At 33.1% G+C, this 14,680-nt stretch carries 14 protein-coding genes; all 14 read left to right on the forward strand.

Annotated features, from left to right (window positions below; all coding sequences use genetic code 11):
- Positions 1 to 2: 2 nt before the first annotated feature.
- A complete protein-coding gene (gene atpH, locus FN795_RS06520) occupies positions 3 to 536 on the forward strand; it encodes an ATP synthase F1 subunit delta (protein ID WP_142449907.1) in 534 nt (177 codons plus the stop codon).
- 38 nt (positions 537 to 574) lie between these two features.
- Positions 575 to 2,152, forward strand: coding sequence for a F0F1 ATP synthase subunit alpha (gene atpA / locus FN795_RS06525; RefSeq protein WP_142449908.1), 1,578 nt, complete (start codon positions 575 to 577; stop codon positions 2,150 to 2,152).
- Positions 2,153 to 2,235: 83 nt separating this feature from the next.
- Positions 2,236 to 3,096: an ATP synthase F1 subunit gamma gene (gene atpG, locus FN795_RS06530; protein ID WP_142449909.1), complete on the forward strand. Its 861-nt coding sequence runs from the start codon at positions 2,236 to 2,238 to the stop codon at positions 3,094 to 3,096.
- A gap of 537 nt (positions 3,097 to 3,633) precedes the next feature.
- Entirely contained in the window at positions 3,634 to 4,080 is a 447-nt protein-coding gene (locus FN795_RS06535; protein ID WP_142449910.1) for a GNAT family N-acetyltransferase, read from the forward strand.
- Positions 4,081 to 4,173: 93 nt separating this feature from the next.
- Complete coding sequence (locus tag FN795_RS06540; protein WP_035646884.1) at positions 4,174 to 5,634, forward strand: lipopolysaccharide biosynthesis protein; 1,461 nt, start codon at positions 4,174 to 4,176, stop codon at positions 5,632 to 5,634.
- 25 nt (positions 5,635 to 5,659) lie between these two features.
- Positions 5,660 to 6,094, forward strand: coding sequence for a dUTP diphosphatase (dut, locus tag FN795_RS06545; RefSeq protein ID WP_035646609.1), 435 nt, complete (start codon positions 5,660 to 5,662; stop codon positions 6,092 to 6,094).
- Between the two features lie 94 nt (positions 6,095 to 6,188).
- On the forward strand, positions 6,189 to 7,205 hold the full coding sequence (locus FN795_RS06550; protein ID WP_142449911.1) for a sugar phosphate nucleotidyltransferase: 1,017 nt from the start codon (positions 6,189 to 6,191) through the stop codon (positions 7,203 to 7,205).
- A gap of 52 nt (positions 7,206 to 7,257) precedes the next feature.
- A complete protein-coding gene (locus tag FN795_RS06555) occupies positions 7,258 to 8,607 on the forward strand; it encodes a tetratricopeptide repeat protein (RefSeq protein WP_142449912.1) in 1,350 nt (449 codons plus the stop codon).
- Positions 8,608 to 8,613: 6 nt separating this feature from the next.
- Positions 8,614 to 9,396 carry a DUF4292 domain-containing protein gene (locus FN795_RS06560; protein WP_142449913.1) on the forward strand — a complete coding sequence of 261 codons (783 nt, stop codon included), beginning with the start codon at positions 8,614 to 8,616 and terminating at the stop codon, positions 9,394 to 9,396.
- Positions 9,397 to 9,419: 23 nt separating this feature from the next.
- Positions 9,420 to 10,673, forward strand: a complete 1,254-nt coding sequence (locus FN795_RS06565) for a murein hydrolase activator EnvC family protein (RefSeq protein WP_142449914.1) — start codon at positions 9,420 to 9,422, stop codon at positions 10,671 to 10,673.
- A gap of 145 nt (positions 10,674 to 10,818) precedes the next feature.
- Positions 10,819 to 11,211: a 30S ribosome-binding factor RbfA gene (gene rbfA / locus FN795_RS06570; RefSeq protein ID WP_035646598.1), complete on the forward strand. Its 393-nt coding sequence runs from the start codon at positions 10,819 to 10,821 to the stop codon at positions 11,209 to 11,211.
- A 1-nt stretch (position 11,212) separates the two neighbouring features.
- Positions 11,213 to 12,412 carry an ABC transporter permease gene (locus tag FN795_RS06575; RefSeq protein ID WP_142449915.1) on the forward strand — a complete coding sequence of 400 codons (1,200 nt, stop codon included), beginning with the start codon at positions 11,213 to 11,215 and terminating at the stop codon, positions 12,410 to 12,412.
- Between the two features lie 167 nt (positions 12,413 to 12,579).
- On the forward strand, positions 12,580 to 14,007 hold the full coding sequence (locus FN795_RS06580; protein ID WP_142449916.1) for an MATE family efflux transporter: 1,428 nt from the start codon (positions 12,580 to 12,582) through the stop codon (positions 14,005 to 14,007).
- A 61-nt stretch (positions 14,008 to 14,068) separates the two neighbouring features.
- Positions 14,069 to 14,668: an N-acetylmuramoyl-L-alanine amidase family protein gene (locus FN795_RS06585; RefSeq protein ID WP_142449917.1), complete on the forward strand. Its 600-nt coding sequence runs from the start codon at positions 14,069 to 14,071 to the stop codon at positions 14,666 to 14,668.
- The last annotated feature ends 12 nt before the right edge of the window (positions 14,669 to 14,680 follow it).

The raw sequence follows: 14,680 nt of genomic DNA on the forward strand, positions 1-14,680 counted from the left end.
TTATGGCAGGTACAAGAGCAGCAATTCGTTATGCAAAAGCAATTCTGGACTTAGCAAACTCTAAAGGTGTTGCCGAAGCTGTAAATAACGATATGAAATCAATTGCAAATGCAATTGAGACAAATACAGAATTGAGTACGTTTATTCTAAACCCAACTACAAAAGTTGAAGTTAAAGAAAGTGCTCTTTTAGAAGTTTTTGCAAATGTAAACGGTGTAACTAAAGGTTTATTCCATTTATTATTTGAAAACAAAAGATTTGAAATTCTAGGTGCAATTGCATCAGAATACAATAAATTATTTGATGAGAGTAATGGTGTTGAAGTAGCAAAAGTTACTACAGCAATTCCTATGGATGCTGATTTAGAAGCTAAAGTTTTAGCTAAAGTTGCAACTTTATCAGATAAAAAAATTACAATTGAAAATATAGTAGATCCTTCAATCATTGGTGGATTTATTTTGAGAATAGGCGATAATCAATACAATGCCTCTGTTGCAAACAGATTACAAGTATTAAAAAGAGAGTTAAGTAATTAGTTTTATTACACATAAAAGTGTCTAAATTATAAATTAAGATGGCGGAAATCAAACCTGCTGAAATTTCAGCAATATTAAGAAAGCAAGTAGAAGGTTTTGAATCTGGTGCTACGCTAGAGGAAGTAGGAACAGTACTTCAAGTTGGAGACGGTATTGCTCGTATTTACGGGCTGTCGAATGTACAATATGGTGAGTTAGTAGAATTTGATAACGGTATGGAAGGTATCGTATTGAACCTTGAAGAGGACAATGTTGGTGTGGTACTTTTAGGACCATCAACTGGACTAAAAGAAGGATCTACTGCAAAAAGAACTCAACGTATTGCTTCTCTTAAAGTAGGTGAGCAAATGGTAGGACGTGTTGTTAACACTCTTGGTTTTCCAATTGATGGAAAAGGACCAATTGGTGGAGATTTATACGAAATGCCTTTAGAAAGAAAAGCACCAGGAGTAATTTTCCGTCAGCCAGTAACTGAACCATTACAAACAGGAGTAAAAGCAGTTGATGCTATGATTCCAGTTGGACGTGGTCAGCGTGAGCTTGTTATCGGTGACCGTCAAACAGGTAAATCAACTGTTTGTATCGATACAATCTTGAACCAAAAAGAATTTTATGATGCAGGAAAACCTGTATTCTGTATATATGTTGCAATTGGACAAAAAGCTTCAACTGTAGCAGGAATCGCTAAAATGTTAGAAGAAAAAGGAGCAATGGCTTATACAGTTATCGTTGCTGCTAATGCTTCTGACCCAGCTCCAATGCAAGTTTATGCTCCATTCGCTGGTGCTGCAATTGGAGAATATTTCAGAGATTCTGGTCGTCCAGCTCTTATCGTTTATGATGATTTATCTAAACAAGCTGTTGCTTACCGTGAGGTTTCTCTTTTATTAAGAAGACCACCGGGACGTGAGGCTTACCCTGGAGACGTTTTCTACTTACACTCTCGTTTATTAGAGCGTGCTTGTAAAGTAATCGCTGACGATGGTATCGCTAAAAACATGAATGATTTACCAGATTCTATCAAGTCTATCGTAAAAGGTGGTGGTTCATTAACTGCTTTACCAATTATCGAAACTCAGGCTGGTGACGTTTCTGCATATATCCCAACAAACGTAATCTCGATTACAGATGGTCAGATTTTCCTTGATGGAGATTTGTTCAACTCTGGAGTTCGTCCTGCGATCAACGTAGGTATTTCTGTATCTCGTGTTGGAGGTAATGCTCAGATTAAATCAATGAAAAAAGTTTCTGGAACTTTAAAATTAGACCAAGCTCAATTCCGTGAATTAGAAGCTTTCGCTAAATTTGGTTCTGACTTGGATTCTGTTACTTTAAATGTAATTGAAAAAGGAAAAAGAAACGTTGAAATCTTGAAACAAGGTTTAAATGATCCTTATCCTGTTGAAAACCAAGTTGCAATTATTTACGCTGGTTCTAAAAACTTATTGAAAAGTGTTCCTGTAAATAAAGTAAAAGAATTTGAAGCTGATTTCTTAGCTTACTTAAACAGTAAACATAAAGATACGCTTAACGCGTTGAAAGCTGGTAAATTTGACGATAACATTACAGATGTTATTGAAAAAGCAGCAAAAGAAGTTTCAGCAAAATATAACTAATAAGACAATTAGAAAATTAGATAATTGAAATGAACTTTTCAATTATCTAATTGACTAATTATCAAATTTTCTAATTAGAAAAAATGGCAAATTTAAAGGAAATCCGTAATAGAATTACTTCCGTTTCATCGACGATGCAGATTACATCGGCTATGAAAATGGTTTCTGCTGCAAAGCTTAAGAAAGCACAAGATGCAATCACTGCAATGCGCCCTTATGCCGAGAAATTAACAGAGTTGTTGCAAAATCTTTCTGCTACACTTGATGGTGAAGTTGGAGGAGATTACACAACACAGCGTGAAGTAAAAAAAGTATTGCTTGTAGCTATAACTTCAAACAGAGGTTTATGTGGTGCATTCAATTCGAATATTATTAAAGAGGTTAAAAACCGTTCTGAATTTTATGCAGGAAAACAAGTTGATGTTTTTCCTATTGGGAAAAAAGGAAACGATGTTTTGTCTAAAACATTTAAAGTTCACGGTCATCATAATGCAATTTTTGATCACTTAACTTTTGAAAACGTTGCTGGAATTGCAGATAATTTGACTCAAAAATTCTTATCTGGAGAATATGACAGAATCGAATTAATCTACAATCAGTTTAAAAATGCTGCAACACAAATTGTTCAGACAGAGCAATTTTTACCGTTAGCACCAATTAAATCTGATGGAGCGGCTTCAACTGGAGATTATATTTTCGAGCCTTCAAAAGAAGAAATCGTGTTGACTTTGATCCCAAAATCGTTAAAAACACAATTATATAAAGGTATTCGCGATTCATTTGCTTCAGAACACGGAGCACGTATGACAGCTATGCATAAAGCAACTGACAACGCAACGGAATTAAGAAACCAATTAAAATTGACTTACAACAAAGCACGTCAAGCTGCAATTACTAATGAAATCTTAGAGATCGTTGGTGGAGCAGAAGCTTTGAACGGATAATAAGACATCTAAAAATATAAAAAGAGCCTGCAATATTTTGTAGGCTCTTTTTTTGTGTAAAAAATAAGCCGACACCCCCCAAGTATCGGCTTTATTTCTTTTATATAGAAATTGAATTTTTTTGTCTGTTATAAAATGGTGATTCTCAATTTACCCAAAAATTGAGAATCAATACCATTTTATAAAATTATTGCACAGATTTATCACCTCTGTTTTGCTTTGTCTTTTATGGGAACAAACTAGCTTTATCAATCCCAATGCTCTGTTTTTTTGAGGGTTACATTTCAGCAGAATCAATCCCTTGTGCTTTGTCTTTTGTGGGAACAAACTAGCTTTATCCGTCCCGATGCTTCGCTTTTTTAAAGGGTTGTATTTTAGCTTTCCTCATTCCCTATGTTACAAAGTTAATACAGAAGCAATTGTAAAAATTTATATAATTTTTTTTCAATCTTACAGATTTCACATATACAGTTGTTTCAGAATTATATATAAGGCGTAAGAAAAATTGAGTAATTTTGAGGTTTATCTTTTATTACAATGGAATTTCAAATACGAGAACTTACTACAATTGACGAAATGCTGGCACAAATTGATACCATGCGATTTCTTTATCCTAAAATTTCAATAGAGAAATATGAATCGTTTCTTTTAGAAATGGTGCCTCACAATTACATACAGATTGGAGTTTTCGAGAATGATGTTTGTTTAGGAATTACGGGATGTTGGTCGGCAACTAAACTTTGGACAGGAAAATATCTTGAGATTGATAATTTTGTTGTCAATCCAGAGCACAGGTCAAAAGGAATTGGCAAATTATTGACAGATTATATTGATCAGAAAGCTTTAGATTTAGGATGTAGCAGTATTGTTTTAGACGCATTTACCGGAAATTTTGGCGCTCATCGTTTTTACTACAATCAAGGTTATGGACCAAAAGGATTTCATTTTGTGAAAGTTTTGGATGAGAACAAACTGACTCAATAAAAAAACATACAACTTCTTTTATTGAGCCTGCAAAATCATTAATAAACCAAAGAATTGGTTATTTTTGTTTTACGAACTTTATTAAAAATTATTTTGGGATTATATAAAAATCTATTCAAACAAACTGCGATTTATGGACTAGCAACGGTTTTACCAAGGATGCTTAGTTTCTTATTGGTCAGATTATATACAGGTATTTTACCAACAGCAGAATATGGCGAAGTTTCGATTGTTTTGTCTTGGATGGTTTTCTTTAATGTTGTTCTTTCTTATGGAATGGAAACTGCATTTTTTAGATTCTACAGTGCCGAAGAAGATAAAAAAAATGTAATCGCAACTTCTACAATTTCAATTTTCTGGTCGTCAATTGGGTTTTTATTCGCCGCCTTAATTTTTAGAAATACACTTGCAAGTTGGGCCGAAGTTGATGCTCAATATGTTACTTATTCAGTTTGGATTTTAGTTTTGGATGCTTTGGTTTTAGTGCCTTTTTCTAAGCTTAGGGCTAACCAACGTCCAATGGTTTATGCCGCAATTAAGATTGGAAATGTTATAATTAATTTATTGCTGAATATTTTCTTTTTGATGTATTTGCCAAAACTTGCAGCTTCAAATCCTAATTCGGTTTGGGATAATTTATATATTGAGAATTTCCAGATTGCATATATTTTCATTGCAAATCTTTTGGCAAGTTTAGCTACTTTTATTGTGCTTTCGCCAAATTATCTTTCGCTTGGACGAAAATTCGATCCGGAACTTTGGAAAAGAATGATGAAATACGGACTTCCTATTTTGGTTGCCGGATTAGCATTTGCTGTAAATGAACATTTCGATAAAATCTTATTAGGATATTTGCTTCCAGAAAATCTAGCAAAATCTGAAGTTGGTGCTTATTCAGCTTGTTATAAACTTGGTTTGTTTATGGTTTTATTTGCAACGGCTTTCAGATTAGGAATTGAACCTTTCTTTTTTAGTCATGCAAAAAATGAAAATGCTCCGCAGACTTATGCTGTAATCACGAAGTATTTTGTGATTTTAGGATCATTGATTTTATTAGGTGTTATTGTTTTTGCAGACGTTTTAAAATTTTTATTATTAGATAACAAATCCTATTGGGAAGCCATGAAAGTGGTGCCGTTGATTATTTTGGCCAACTTCTTTTTAGGAATTTACAATAACTTATCGGTTTGGTACAAACTGACAGACAAAACAAAAATTGGCGCTTATATTTCTATTGTTGGCGCAATTGTAACTTTGGTTTTAAATTATCTTTTAATTCCGAAATACAGCTATTATGGTTCTGCAATTGCGACCATTTCTGCTTACGGAAGCATGATGCTTATTTCCTATATCCTTGGAAATAAATATTACCCAATTCCTTATGATATGAACAAAATTGGTGCTTATTTAGGCGTTTCAATAGTATTCTCAATAATTTCATTTTATGGATTCAGAGAGAAATATTATGTTGGGATTCCGCTTCTTTTAATTTTTATGTATATGGTTTATCATTACGAAAAAGATACCATAAAAGGAATACTAAAGAAAAAATAGGCCCGTTTAAAATTTTAAATTACAAATGAAAATACAAATCATAAATAAATCACAGCACGACTTGCCAAACTACGAAACAATTGCTTCGGCAGGAATGGATTTGCGTGCCAATTTAACAGAATCAATTACGTTAAAACCTTTAGAAAGAACCATTGTTAAAACAGGACTTTTCATTGAATTACCAATTGGGTACGAAGCGCAAGTTCGACCAAGAAGTGGACTTGCAGCAAAAAAAGGTGTAACAGTTTTGAATTCTCCAGGAACTGTAGATGCAGATTACAGAGGTGAGATAGGAGTGATTTTAGTAAACTTATCAAATGAAGAATTCGTAGTTGAAAATGGAGAACGAATTGCACAATTGATAATTGCAAAACACGAAAGAGCAGAGTGGATTGAAGTAGAAGAACTTTCAGAAACTTCAAGAGGAGCTGGCGGTTTTGGAAGTACTGGAGTGAAATAAGTTTTCAATCTCAGCTTTAAGTTTGCAATATCCAAAAAAAATAAGAACCAACTCAAGAAGATTTTTAAATCTTCCCTAAAAAATAAATATAAAAATGAAGATAATTGTTCCAATGGCGGGCCGTGGCTCAAGACTTAGACCGCATACCTTAACAGTTCCAAAACCATTAATTCCTGTTGCAGGAAAATCTATAGTTCACCGTTTAGTTGAAGATATTGCCAAAATATTAAAAGAACCAATTGAAGAAGTAGCTTTTATTTTGGGTGATGAAGCTTTTTTTGGTGAAGATGTTGTAACAAGCTTACAAGATTTGGCAAAGGGACTTGGAGCCAAAGCGTCAATTTATCGTCAGGATTTACCTTTAGGAACTGGTCATGCAATTATGTGCGCCAAAGAATCTTTATCTGGTCCAGCTGTTATCGCTTACGCGGATACTTTGATTAGAGCTGATTTTGAATTAGATCCTCAGGCCGATGCTGTAATCTGGGTAAAGCAAGTTGATCAACCAGAAGCTTTTGGGGTTGTAAAACTAAATCAGAACAATGAAATTATCGAATTGGTAGAAAAACCAAAAGAGTTTGTAAGTGATTTAGCCGTTATCGGAATTTACTATTTCAAAGAAGTTGGAGATTTGAAAAAAGAACTTCAAGGCGTTTTGGATAATAATATTCAAAATGGTGGCGAGTACCAAATCAACGACGGAATTAAAGCCATGATGGCTAACGGAAAAGTTTTCAAAACCGGAAGTGTTGATGAATGGATGGACTGCGGAAACAAAGATGTAACGGTTGAAACAAACAGCAGAATGTTAGGATTTTTGCACAACGATGGCGAGCATTTAGTTGATTATAATGTGACGTTAGAAAACGCAACAATTATTCCGCCATGTTATATTGGCGAAAATGTAGTACTGAAAAACACAACAGTAGGACCAAATGTTTCAGTTGGAAAAGGATGCCGAATTACAGACAGTTCTATTAAAAATAGCTTAATACAAACTTATTCTCAAATAAAAAACGCTAACTTAGACAATGCGATGATTGGAAATCACGTTAGTTATGATGGTAAGTTTACTAGTATTAGTATTGGAGATTACTCCGTTTTAGAATAAAAAAAGAGTTTTTTAGAGGGTTCTTTTTGGTTTAAAATAAATTATAAAAAGAATGAAAAAAGGCGTTTGGATAATTTTATTTTTCGTTTTGCTTGGCAATTCAAACTCGGTTTTGGCTCAGACTGAACCGGAAGATATTGCTATGGCTCCAGACGAATATCAAGATGCTTTTTATGAATCTTTAAAACAAAAAGGAATTGAAAATTATGATAAAGCCATAGTATCATTAGAAAAATGTATAAAACTAAAACCTAATGATGCTGTTGCTTATTTTGAATTAGGAAAAAATTACTTTGCTTTAAAAGACTATCAAAATGCAAATACGGCTTTTGAGAAAGCAACGCAGTTAAATCCTAAAAACAAATGGTATTGGCTTGGAATTTATGATGTAAGTTATGAAACCAAGAATTATCCACTGGCGATAGAAACGATTCAGAAAATTATTGTTTTTGATGAAGAATACAAAGATGATTTGATTTCATTATATATGATTACAAATCAATTTGATAAAGCACTTATAGCGATAAACGAAATGAATGATAAATTCGGAAAATCTGAAGATCGTGATCGTTATAAAATGCAGATTTTATCGCAGGGAAAATATCAAAATGCTGAAATTTCGAATTTGATCGATCAGATAAAAAAGAATCCGAAAGAAGAATCGAATTATCTTAATCTTATCATCTTATATTCAAAATCAGATGATAATGACAAGGCTTTAGAAGTTGCGACAAAATTGGCAAAAGAAGTTCCAAATTCGGAATGGGCGCAGGTAAGTTTATTCAAAACATATTTAGATGCAAACCAGGCTGATAAAGCAATTAAGGCAATGAATGTTATTTTGGCAAGTTCAAAAATTGATTCGAAAATCAAGCACAGAACTTTGAATGAATTTTTGATTTATACCAATAAAAATCCGCAATACGCACCAGATTTAGAGAAAGCGATTTCTTATTTTGATAATGATCCAAATGTGGATGTTGCCAAAGAAATTGGGAAATTTTATCACAGCAAGGGTCAGTTTGAAAATGCAATTAAGTATTATGAAAAAGATTTAAAGGCAAATTCAGAAACAGATCGTGAAACCAATTTGCTTTTGCTTGAAGCTTATACACAGGCAAAACAATTTGAACCGATGACCAAAAGAGCAATGAATATGATTGAAGTTTATCCGAGCCAGCCACAATTTTATTATTATGCCGGACTGGGAAGCAATCAGTTAAAACAATTTAAGAACGCAAAAACCGTTTTAGAAATGGGGCTTGATTATGTTGTTGACGATAAAAAATTGGAATCAAATTTTAATATTCAGCTAGGAGAGGCTTATAATGGTTTGGGAGATGCCAAGAAAAAAGAGGAATACTTTTTGAAGGCCAATGAGTTATTAAAACAAAAGAAATAGGAAAAGATGAAAAAATATATAGCAATTGTGTTGCTGTCGGTATTTGTGATTTCATGTAAATCAAAAGCCGTGGCAGTACAAAACAATACTACTAAAACAGAAGAAGCACCAAAAGAAGATAAAAAAGCAATTGAAAAACATTATAACAATAAGTTAGATTTCTCAACTTTAAGTATAAAAGCAAGTGCGAGATATGAAGATGAGAAACAAAGCCAAAATGTTACTGCTGATATAAAAATTGAAAAAGACAAACAGATTTTAATAAGTGTTCGTTTTCTTGGAATCACAATGGCAAAAGCATTGATTACGCCAACCACAGTTAGCTATTACGAAAAAATAAAAGGTACTTATTACGAAGGTGATTTTACGAGTTTAAGCAAATGGTTGGGAACGGATCTAGATTATAGTAAAGTTCAGAATTTATTGGTTGGAGAAGCCTTAGACGATTTAAGAAAAGGGAAATATACACAGACAATCGTAGAAAACCTTTTTCGTTTAGAAGATGAAAAAGAAGAAAAAGTAAAAAAGATATTTTATTTAGATTCAGAAAAATATTTGATTCAGAAAGAAGAAATTTCACAAGCTTCAGAAAACGTACAGCTTGAAATTATTTATTCTGACAGTAAAACCTTTAATCAAGGAACGCTTCCAACAACCATTGAAATTAATGCAGTTCAACCAAAAGGGAAAACAAATATTAATTTAAATTATAATAATATTTCATTTAATGAAGAACTTTCTTTTCCATATAGTGTTCCAAGTGGGTATAAAAAAGTTATAATTAAGTAAATTTGCAAAAAGAAAACAGAAACATGCCAAAATTTCTCCTAAGCCTAATTTTTATTTGTGCCACGACTTTTATGTGGGCACAGGATTCGCAGCAAGAAAAACTTGAACAGCGCAAAGCACAAATTCAGCAGGAAATTAGAGATAATGAAAAAATGCTGCAGTCTGTAAAGAAACAAGAAAAATCGGCAGTAAATATATATTTAATTCAGGCGAATAAAATTAAGCTGAAAGAAAAACTGATCAACACTACTGCAAAACAGGAAAGGGTTTTGAGTAATGATATGTATATTAATCAGGTTCAGGTTAATAAATTGAAAAAAGAATTGACAGTTTTGAAAGCAGACTATTCAAAAATGATTTTAAAATCATACAAAAGTAGATCTGAGCAAAGTAGGGCAATGTTTATTTTATCTTCAGAAAGCTTTTTGCAGGCTTATAAAAGAGCACAATATTTAAAACAATATACGAATTACAGAAAAAATCAAGGATTAGAAATTGAATCTAAAACGGCACAGTTAGTTGATTTTAATGCAAAACTGGATGGTCAGAGAAAGGTTAAGAAAAAGATTATTGCTGAAAACCAAAAGGAAAAAGTAAGCTTAGAAGTTGAAAAGAAAGAACAGCAAAAACTAGTAAACGCTCTTAAAAAGGATAAAAATAAAATCATTGCAGATACTAGAAATAAACAAGCAGAAGCAAAAAGAATCGACAGACAAATTGATCGTTTGATTCGTGAAGCAATTGCTGAAGCAAATAGAAAAGCAGCTCTGGAACGAGCTAAAGATAATCCAGGATCTACAGCTTCAACAGCGCCAGTTTCTTCTTCAAAAATTGCTTTGACACCAGAAGGAAAAATATTAGCTGCTGATTTTAAAGCAAACAGAGGAAAATTGCCATGGCCGGTTGAAAAAGGATTTGTTTCATTAGGTTATGGAGATCAGCCACACCCGCTGCATCCATCGATTACAGTTCATAATTCGGGAGTTGAGATTACAACCGAACAAGGTGCAACAGCCCGCGCAGTATTTGAAGGAGAAGTTTCGAGCGTAATTGTTTTATCACCAATCAACAGAGCAGTTATGATTCAGCATGGAGATTATTTTACGGTGTATCAAAATTTAAGTTCGGTATCAGTTGCAAAAGGTGATAAAGTAAATACTAAGCAAAGTATTGGAAAAGTAAGAACCAGTGGAGATACAGGAAAAACAACCATTAAGTTTTTGATACTTCAAAATACAACAAATATGAATCCGGAAGGATGGTTGCAAAACAGATAAAAAAAGGGAGCTATTGAGCTCCCTTTTTTATTAAGTTTAAGTTTTAGATACACAAGAAAGAATAAAATAAGGTTTCATTTGAAAAATCAATCTATATCTTGAGCTGAAGTTAACCGATTGAATTTAAAAATAGTATTTTTGCAGTATGGAAACAAATAGACAGAAAAAAATAGGCGGTGTCATCCAGAAAGATTTGGTTGATATTTTGCAAGGTGAAGTGCGAAAAAACGGAATTACCAATTTAGTAATTTCGGTATCCAAAGTTAGTGTTACGACAGATTTATCTGTGGCAACGGTATATTTAAGCATTTTTCCTCAGGAAAAAGCCAAAGAAACTTTAGAAGGAATTAAATCAAATACAACTTTAATTAAACACGATTTATCACAGCGTGTGCGTTTGCAATTGCGCCGTGTACCAAACTTGGTGTTTTTTATCGATGACTCATTAGATTATATCGAAAAAATCGACAATGCTTTAGCAGGAAAAGAAAACCCAATTGAAAACCGTGATCTTTTAGAAAAAAGAAGAAAATCATAAATTGAATTTCCCCCTTTACATAGCCAAACGTTACATTTTTAGCCGAAGCAAAAATAACGCTATCAATATCATTAATCGTATTGCGAGCTTAGGAATTGTTGCCGGCACGATGGCTTTGTTTGTGGTTTTATCTGTTTTTAGCGGATTAAAAGTTTTTAGTTTATCGTTTACAAACGAAATTGATCCCGATTTAAAAATGACAAGTACTTATGGAAAATCATTTTTGATTACACCAGATCAGGAAAGTCAAATCAAGAAAATTGATGGAGTAGTTTCATACACCAAAATTATTGAAGAGCGTGTTTTGTTTTTGTTTAAAGACAAACAGAAAGTTACTTATTTAAAAGGAGTTGACCGTAATTATCCAGTGGTCAACGATATCAAAAAAAAGCTTTTCACCGGACAATGGTTAAAACCAGATACGTATCAGGTTGTAATAGGTTACGGTATTTCGCGTGACTTTTCGTTGGGAGTTTTGGATTTCGAAAATCCGTTGCAGATTTTTGCGCCAAAACCAGGAAAAGGCGCAATTGAAAATCCGGACGATGCATTTACAAAAACAGATGTTCTTCCGGTTGGGATTTACTCCATCAGCGAAGATTTAGATTCAAAATATGTTTTTGCCGATTTAGGTTTAGTACAGGAATTACTGGAATACAAAACCAATCAAATTTCGGGACTTGAGTTTAATCTGCAAGAAAACGCAAATGAAAGCGCCATCAGATCACAGCTGGAAAGTATTTTCAAAAATAAAGTCACGCTTAGAAATCGAGCGCAGCTAAATGAATCTTTGTATAGAATGCTAAATACCGAGAACATAGCAGTATATCTGATTTTTACGTTGGTTATTATTGTAGCACTTTTTAACTTGATTGGTGCTTTGATTATGATGATTTTAGAGAAAAAAGGAAATCTTAAAACCCTTTTTAATCTAGGAACAGAAATTAGCCATCTGCGCAAAATATTCCTTCTTCAGGGAACTTTACTGAGTGTTTTTGGTGGAATAATAGGACTTATATTAGGTGTCATTTTAGTGTTATTTCAACAGAAATATGAGTTGATTATGATTACGCCAACTTTGGCATTTCCGGTTGTTTTTACAATTGAAAACATCCTGATTGTTTTAGGAACCATTATTTCTTTAGGTTTTCTGGCTTCTTTAATTGCTTGCAGCCGTGTAAGTAAAAAGCTTTTAGATTAATATTTCGGGCTAAAAAATATTTCCTATATTTATCGTCTCAAAAAATTACCGCATATGATAGTTTCTGCCTAATCCTGATTTATTTTTTTAAATAATTAGGATACTTACGTTTTTTCGAGTTCAGATTAGTACATCTGAACCAATTTTTTCATTTATCCTAACTTATCATGACAGAAACTACAATACAGAAAAGTCTATTTTCTAAAATTTTTACCACTTTAAAACAAGCTCTAAAAGGCGACGAATCATTTGATTATACTTCAGGAAGTATAAAAAAAGCTGTAATTCTATTAGCCATTCCAATGGTTTTGGAAATGATGATGGAATCAGTTTTTGCTTTGGTCAACTTATATTTCGTCGGGCATTTGAAACATAGCAGTTTTGCGATTCAAACAGTTGGTTTAACCGAATCAGTTTTAACGATTATTTATTCGCTAGCAATAGGAATGAGTATGGCAGCAACCGCAGTTGTAGCAAGACGAATTGGAGAAAAAGATCCAGTTGCAGCTGCCAAAGCCGGAATGCAAGCTATTATTGTTGCAATTGCCGTAAACGCTTTAATGAGTGTTTTGGGAATTATTTATGCAAAAGATATTTTGATTTTAATGGGTTCTTCAATAGAATCAGCCGAACACGGTTTCCGATTTACACAAATCATGATTGGTTCGAGTTTATGCATTATGCTTTTGTTCCTGATAAACGGAATTTTCCGTGGAGCTGGAAACGCCGCAATTGCAATGAAAAGTCTTTGGATTGCCAATATCTGCAATATCATTTTATGTCCAATTTTAATTAACGGTTTTGGACCAATTCCTGCTTTTGGATTAGTTGGTGCTGCTTTGGCGACGACTTTTGGAAGAAGCATTGGCGTTTTATATCAGGTTTATCATTTGTTTTTCGGAAACGGAATTTTAAAAATCAAGATTCCATATTTTGCTCCTGATTTCACACAAATAAAAGCTTTAGTAAAAATCGCGGCACCAGGAATTTTACAATTTGTAATCGCTTCCTGCAGTTGGATTTTTCTAGCGCAATTAGTTGCAACAACTGGTGGTGATCACGGTTCTGCAGGTTATCAAACGGCGCTAAGAATTATGATGTTTTTCATACTTCCGGCTTGGGGATTAAGTAATGCTGCGGCAACTTTAGTTGGACAGAATTTAGGTGCAAAACAAATCGAACGTGCAGAAAAATCAGTTTATACAACCGCAAGATATAATGTGATTTTCATGGCGACAATTATGATAATCACTTTGGTTTTTGGACAATATATTATTTCGTTTTTCACGAATGATAATCAGGTAAAAACCGTTGCGATTGAAGCTTTGCAGATCATGAGCATCGGATTTATTTTCTACGGAATTGGAATGGTTTTAATTAATACTTTTAACGGAGCAGGAGATACCTGGACACCAACCGGAATTAATTTTTTTGGATTTTGGTTATTTCAGATTCCACTAGCATTTGTATTGGCGAAACATTTTAACATGGGACCAACAGGAGTTTTTATTGCCATTCCTGTTGCTGAAACCGCAATTACTTTAGCCGGAATCTTTTTCTATAAAAGAGGAAAGTGGAAACGAGTTCAAGTTTAGAATTTGCACAATATTTCTTAATATTTTTCGTTGAATCTATTTAACCAAAATACTAGATTTTATGAAAACTAAGATTAAATTTTTAGCAGTTTTTTGTTGGGCCATATTTGGATTTATGGCTTTTAAACCATTAGATAAAAAATTGGTTTTAATTGATGCTGGTCATGGTGGAGATGACTTTGGCGCATCTTTGAATGGTTTGCAGGAAAAAACAATCGTAGAAACAATTGCTAAAAAGATTAAAGCTCAGAATAAAAATGAGAATTTAGAAATTGTTTTGCTTCGTGAAGGGGATCATTTTATGGAACTAAGCGAAAGAGTTTCTATCATCAATAATCTAAATCCGAACTTAGTAATTTCATTGCACATTAATTCTTCTCCAAACATTAATAAGAATGGAGTGGAAGCTTATATTTCCTCAAACAAAACATTTTACAATCAGTCCAAAACAAATGCTGAAGTTCTAGTTGATAAAGTTGCAGGTAATTATTTTTCGAAAAGTGAAGTAAAAGAAGCGCCTTTTTATATTTTGAAGAATTCTAATTGTCCTGCATTGACTTTAGAAGTTGGATATTTATCAAATGTAAATGATAGAAATTACATTACTAGTGAAAAAGGGCAAGACGAAATTGCTGCTAAAATATTAGACGCGATTAAATAAAAACATTTTTAT

This window comes from Flavobacterium resistens, from assembly GCF_900182645.1.
GTDB classification, from domain to species: Bacteria; Bacteroidota; Bacteroidia; order Flavobacteriales; family Flavobacteriaceae; genus Flavobacterium; species Flavobacterium resistens.

What these genes read in the sequence shown, in the direction of transcription:
- FN795_RS06580 (WP_142449916.1), top strand. Translation starts at nt 12,580, where the DNA reads ATGACAGAAACTACAATACAGAAAAGTCTATTTTCTAAAATTTTTACC.
- FN795_RS06585 (WP_142449917.1), top strand. Translation starts at nt 14,069, where the DNA reads ATGAAAACTAAGATTAAATTTTTAGCAGTTTTTTGTTGGGCCATATTT.
- FN795_RS06555 (WP_142449912.1), top strand. Translation starts at nt 7,258, where the DNA reads ATGAAAAAAGGCGTTTGGATAATTTTATTTTTCGTTTTGCTTGGCAAT.
- FN795_RS06565 (WP_142449914.1), top strand. Translation starts at nt 9,420, where the DNA reads ATGCCAAAATTTCTCCTAAGCCTAATTTTTATTTGTGCCACGACTTTT.
- FN795_RS06535 (WP_142449910.1), top strand. Translation starts at nt 3,634, where the DNA reads ATGGAATTTCAAATACGAGAACTTACTACAATTGACGAAATGCTGGCA.
- FN795_RS06550 (WP_142449911.1), top strand. Translation starts at nt 6,189, where the DNA reads ATGAAGATAATTGTTCCAATGGCGGGCCGTGGCTCAAGACTTAGACCG.
- atpA (WP_142449908.1), top strand. Translation starts at nt 575, where the DNA reads ATGGCGGAAATCAAACCTGCTGAAATTTCAGCAATATTAAGAAAGCAA.
- dut (WP_035646609.1), top strand. Translation starts at nt 5,660, where the DNA reads ATGAAAATACAAATCATAAATAAATCACAGCACGACTTGCCAAACTAC.
- FN795_RS06560 (WP_142449913.1), top strand. Translation starts at nt 8,614, where the DNA reads ATGAAAAAATATATAGCAATTGTGTTGCTGTCGGTATTTGTGATTTCA.
- rbfA (WP_035646598.1), top strand. Translation starts at nt 10,819, where the DNA reads ATGGAAACAAATAGACAGAAAAAAATAGGCGGTGTCATCCAGAAAGAT.
- atpH (WP_142449907.1), top strand. Translation starts at nt 3, where the DNA reads ATGGCAGGTACAAGAGCAGCAATTCGTTATGCAAAAGCAATTCTGGAC.
- atpG (WP_142449909.1), top strand. Translation starts at nt 2,236, where the DNA reads ATGGCAAATTTAAAGGAAATCCGTAATAGAATTACTTCCGTTTCATCG.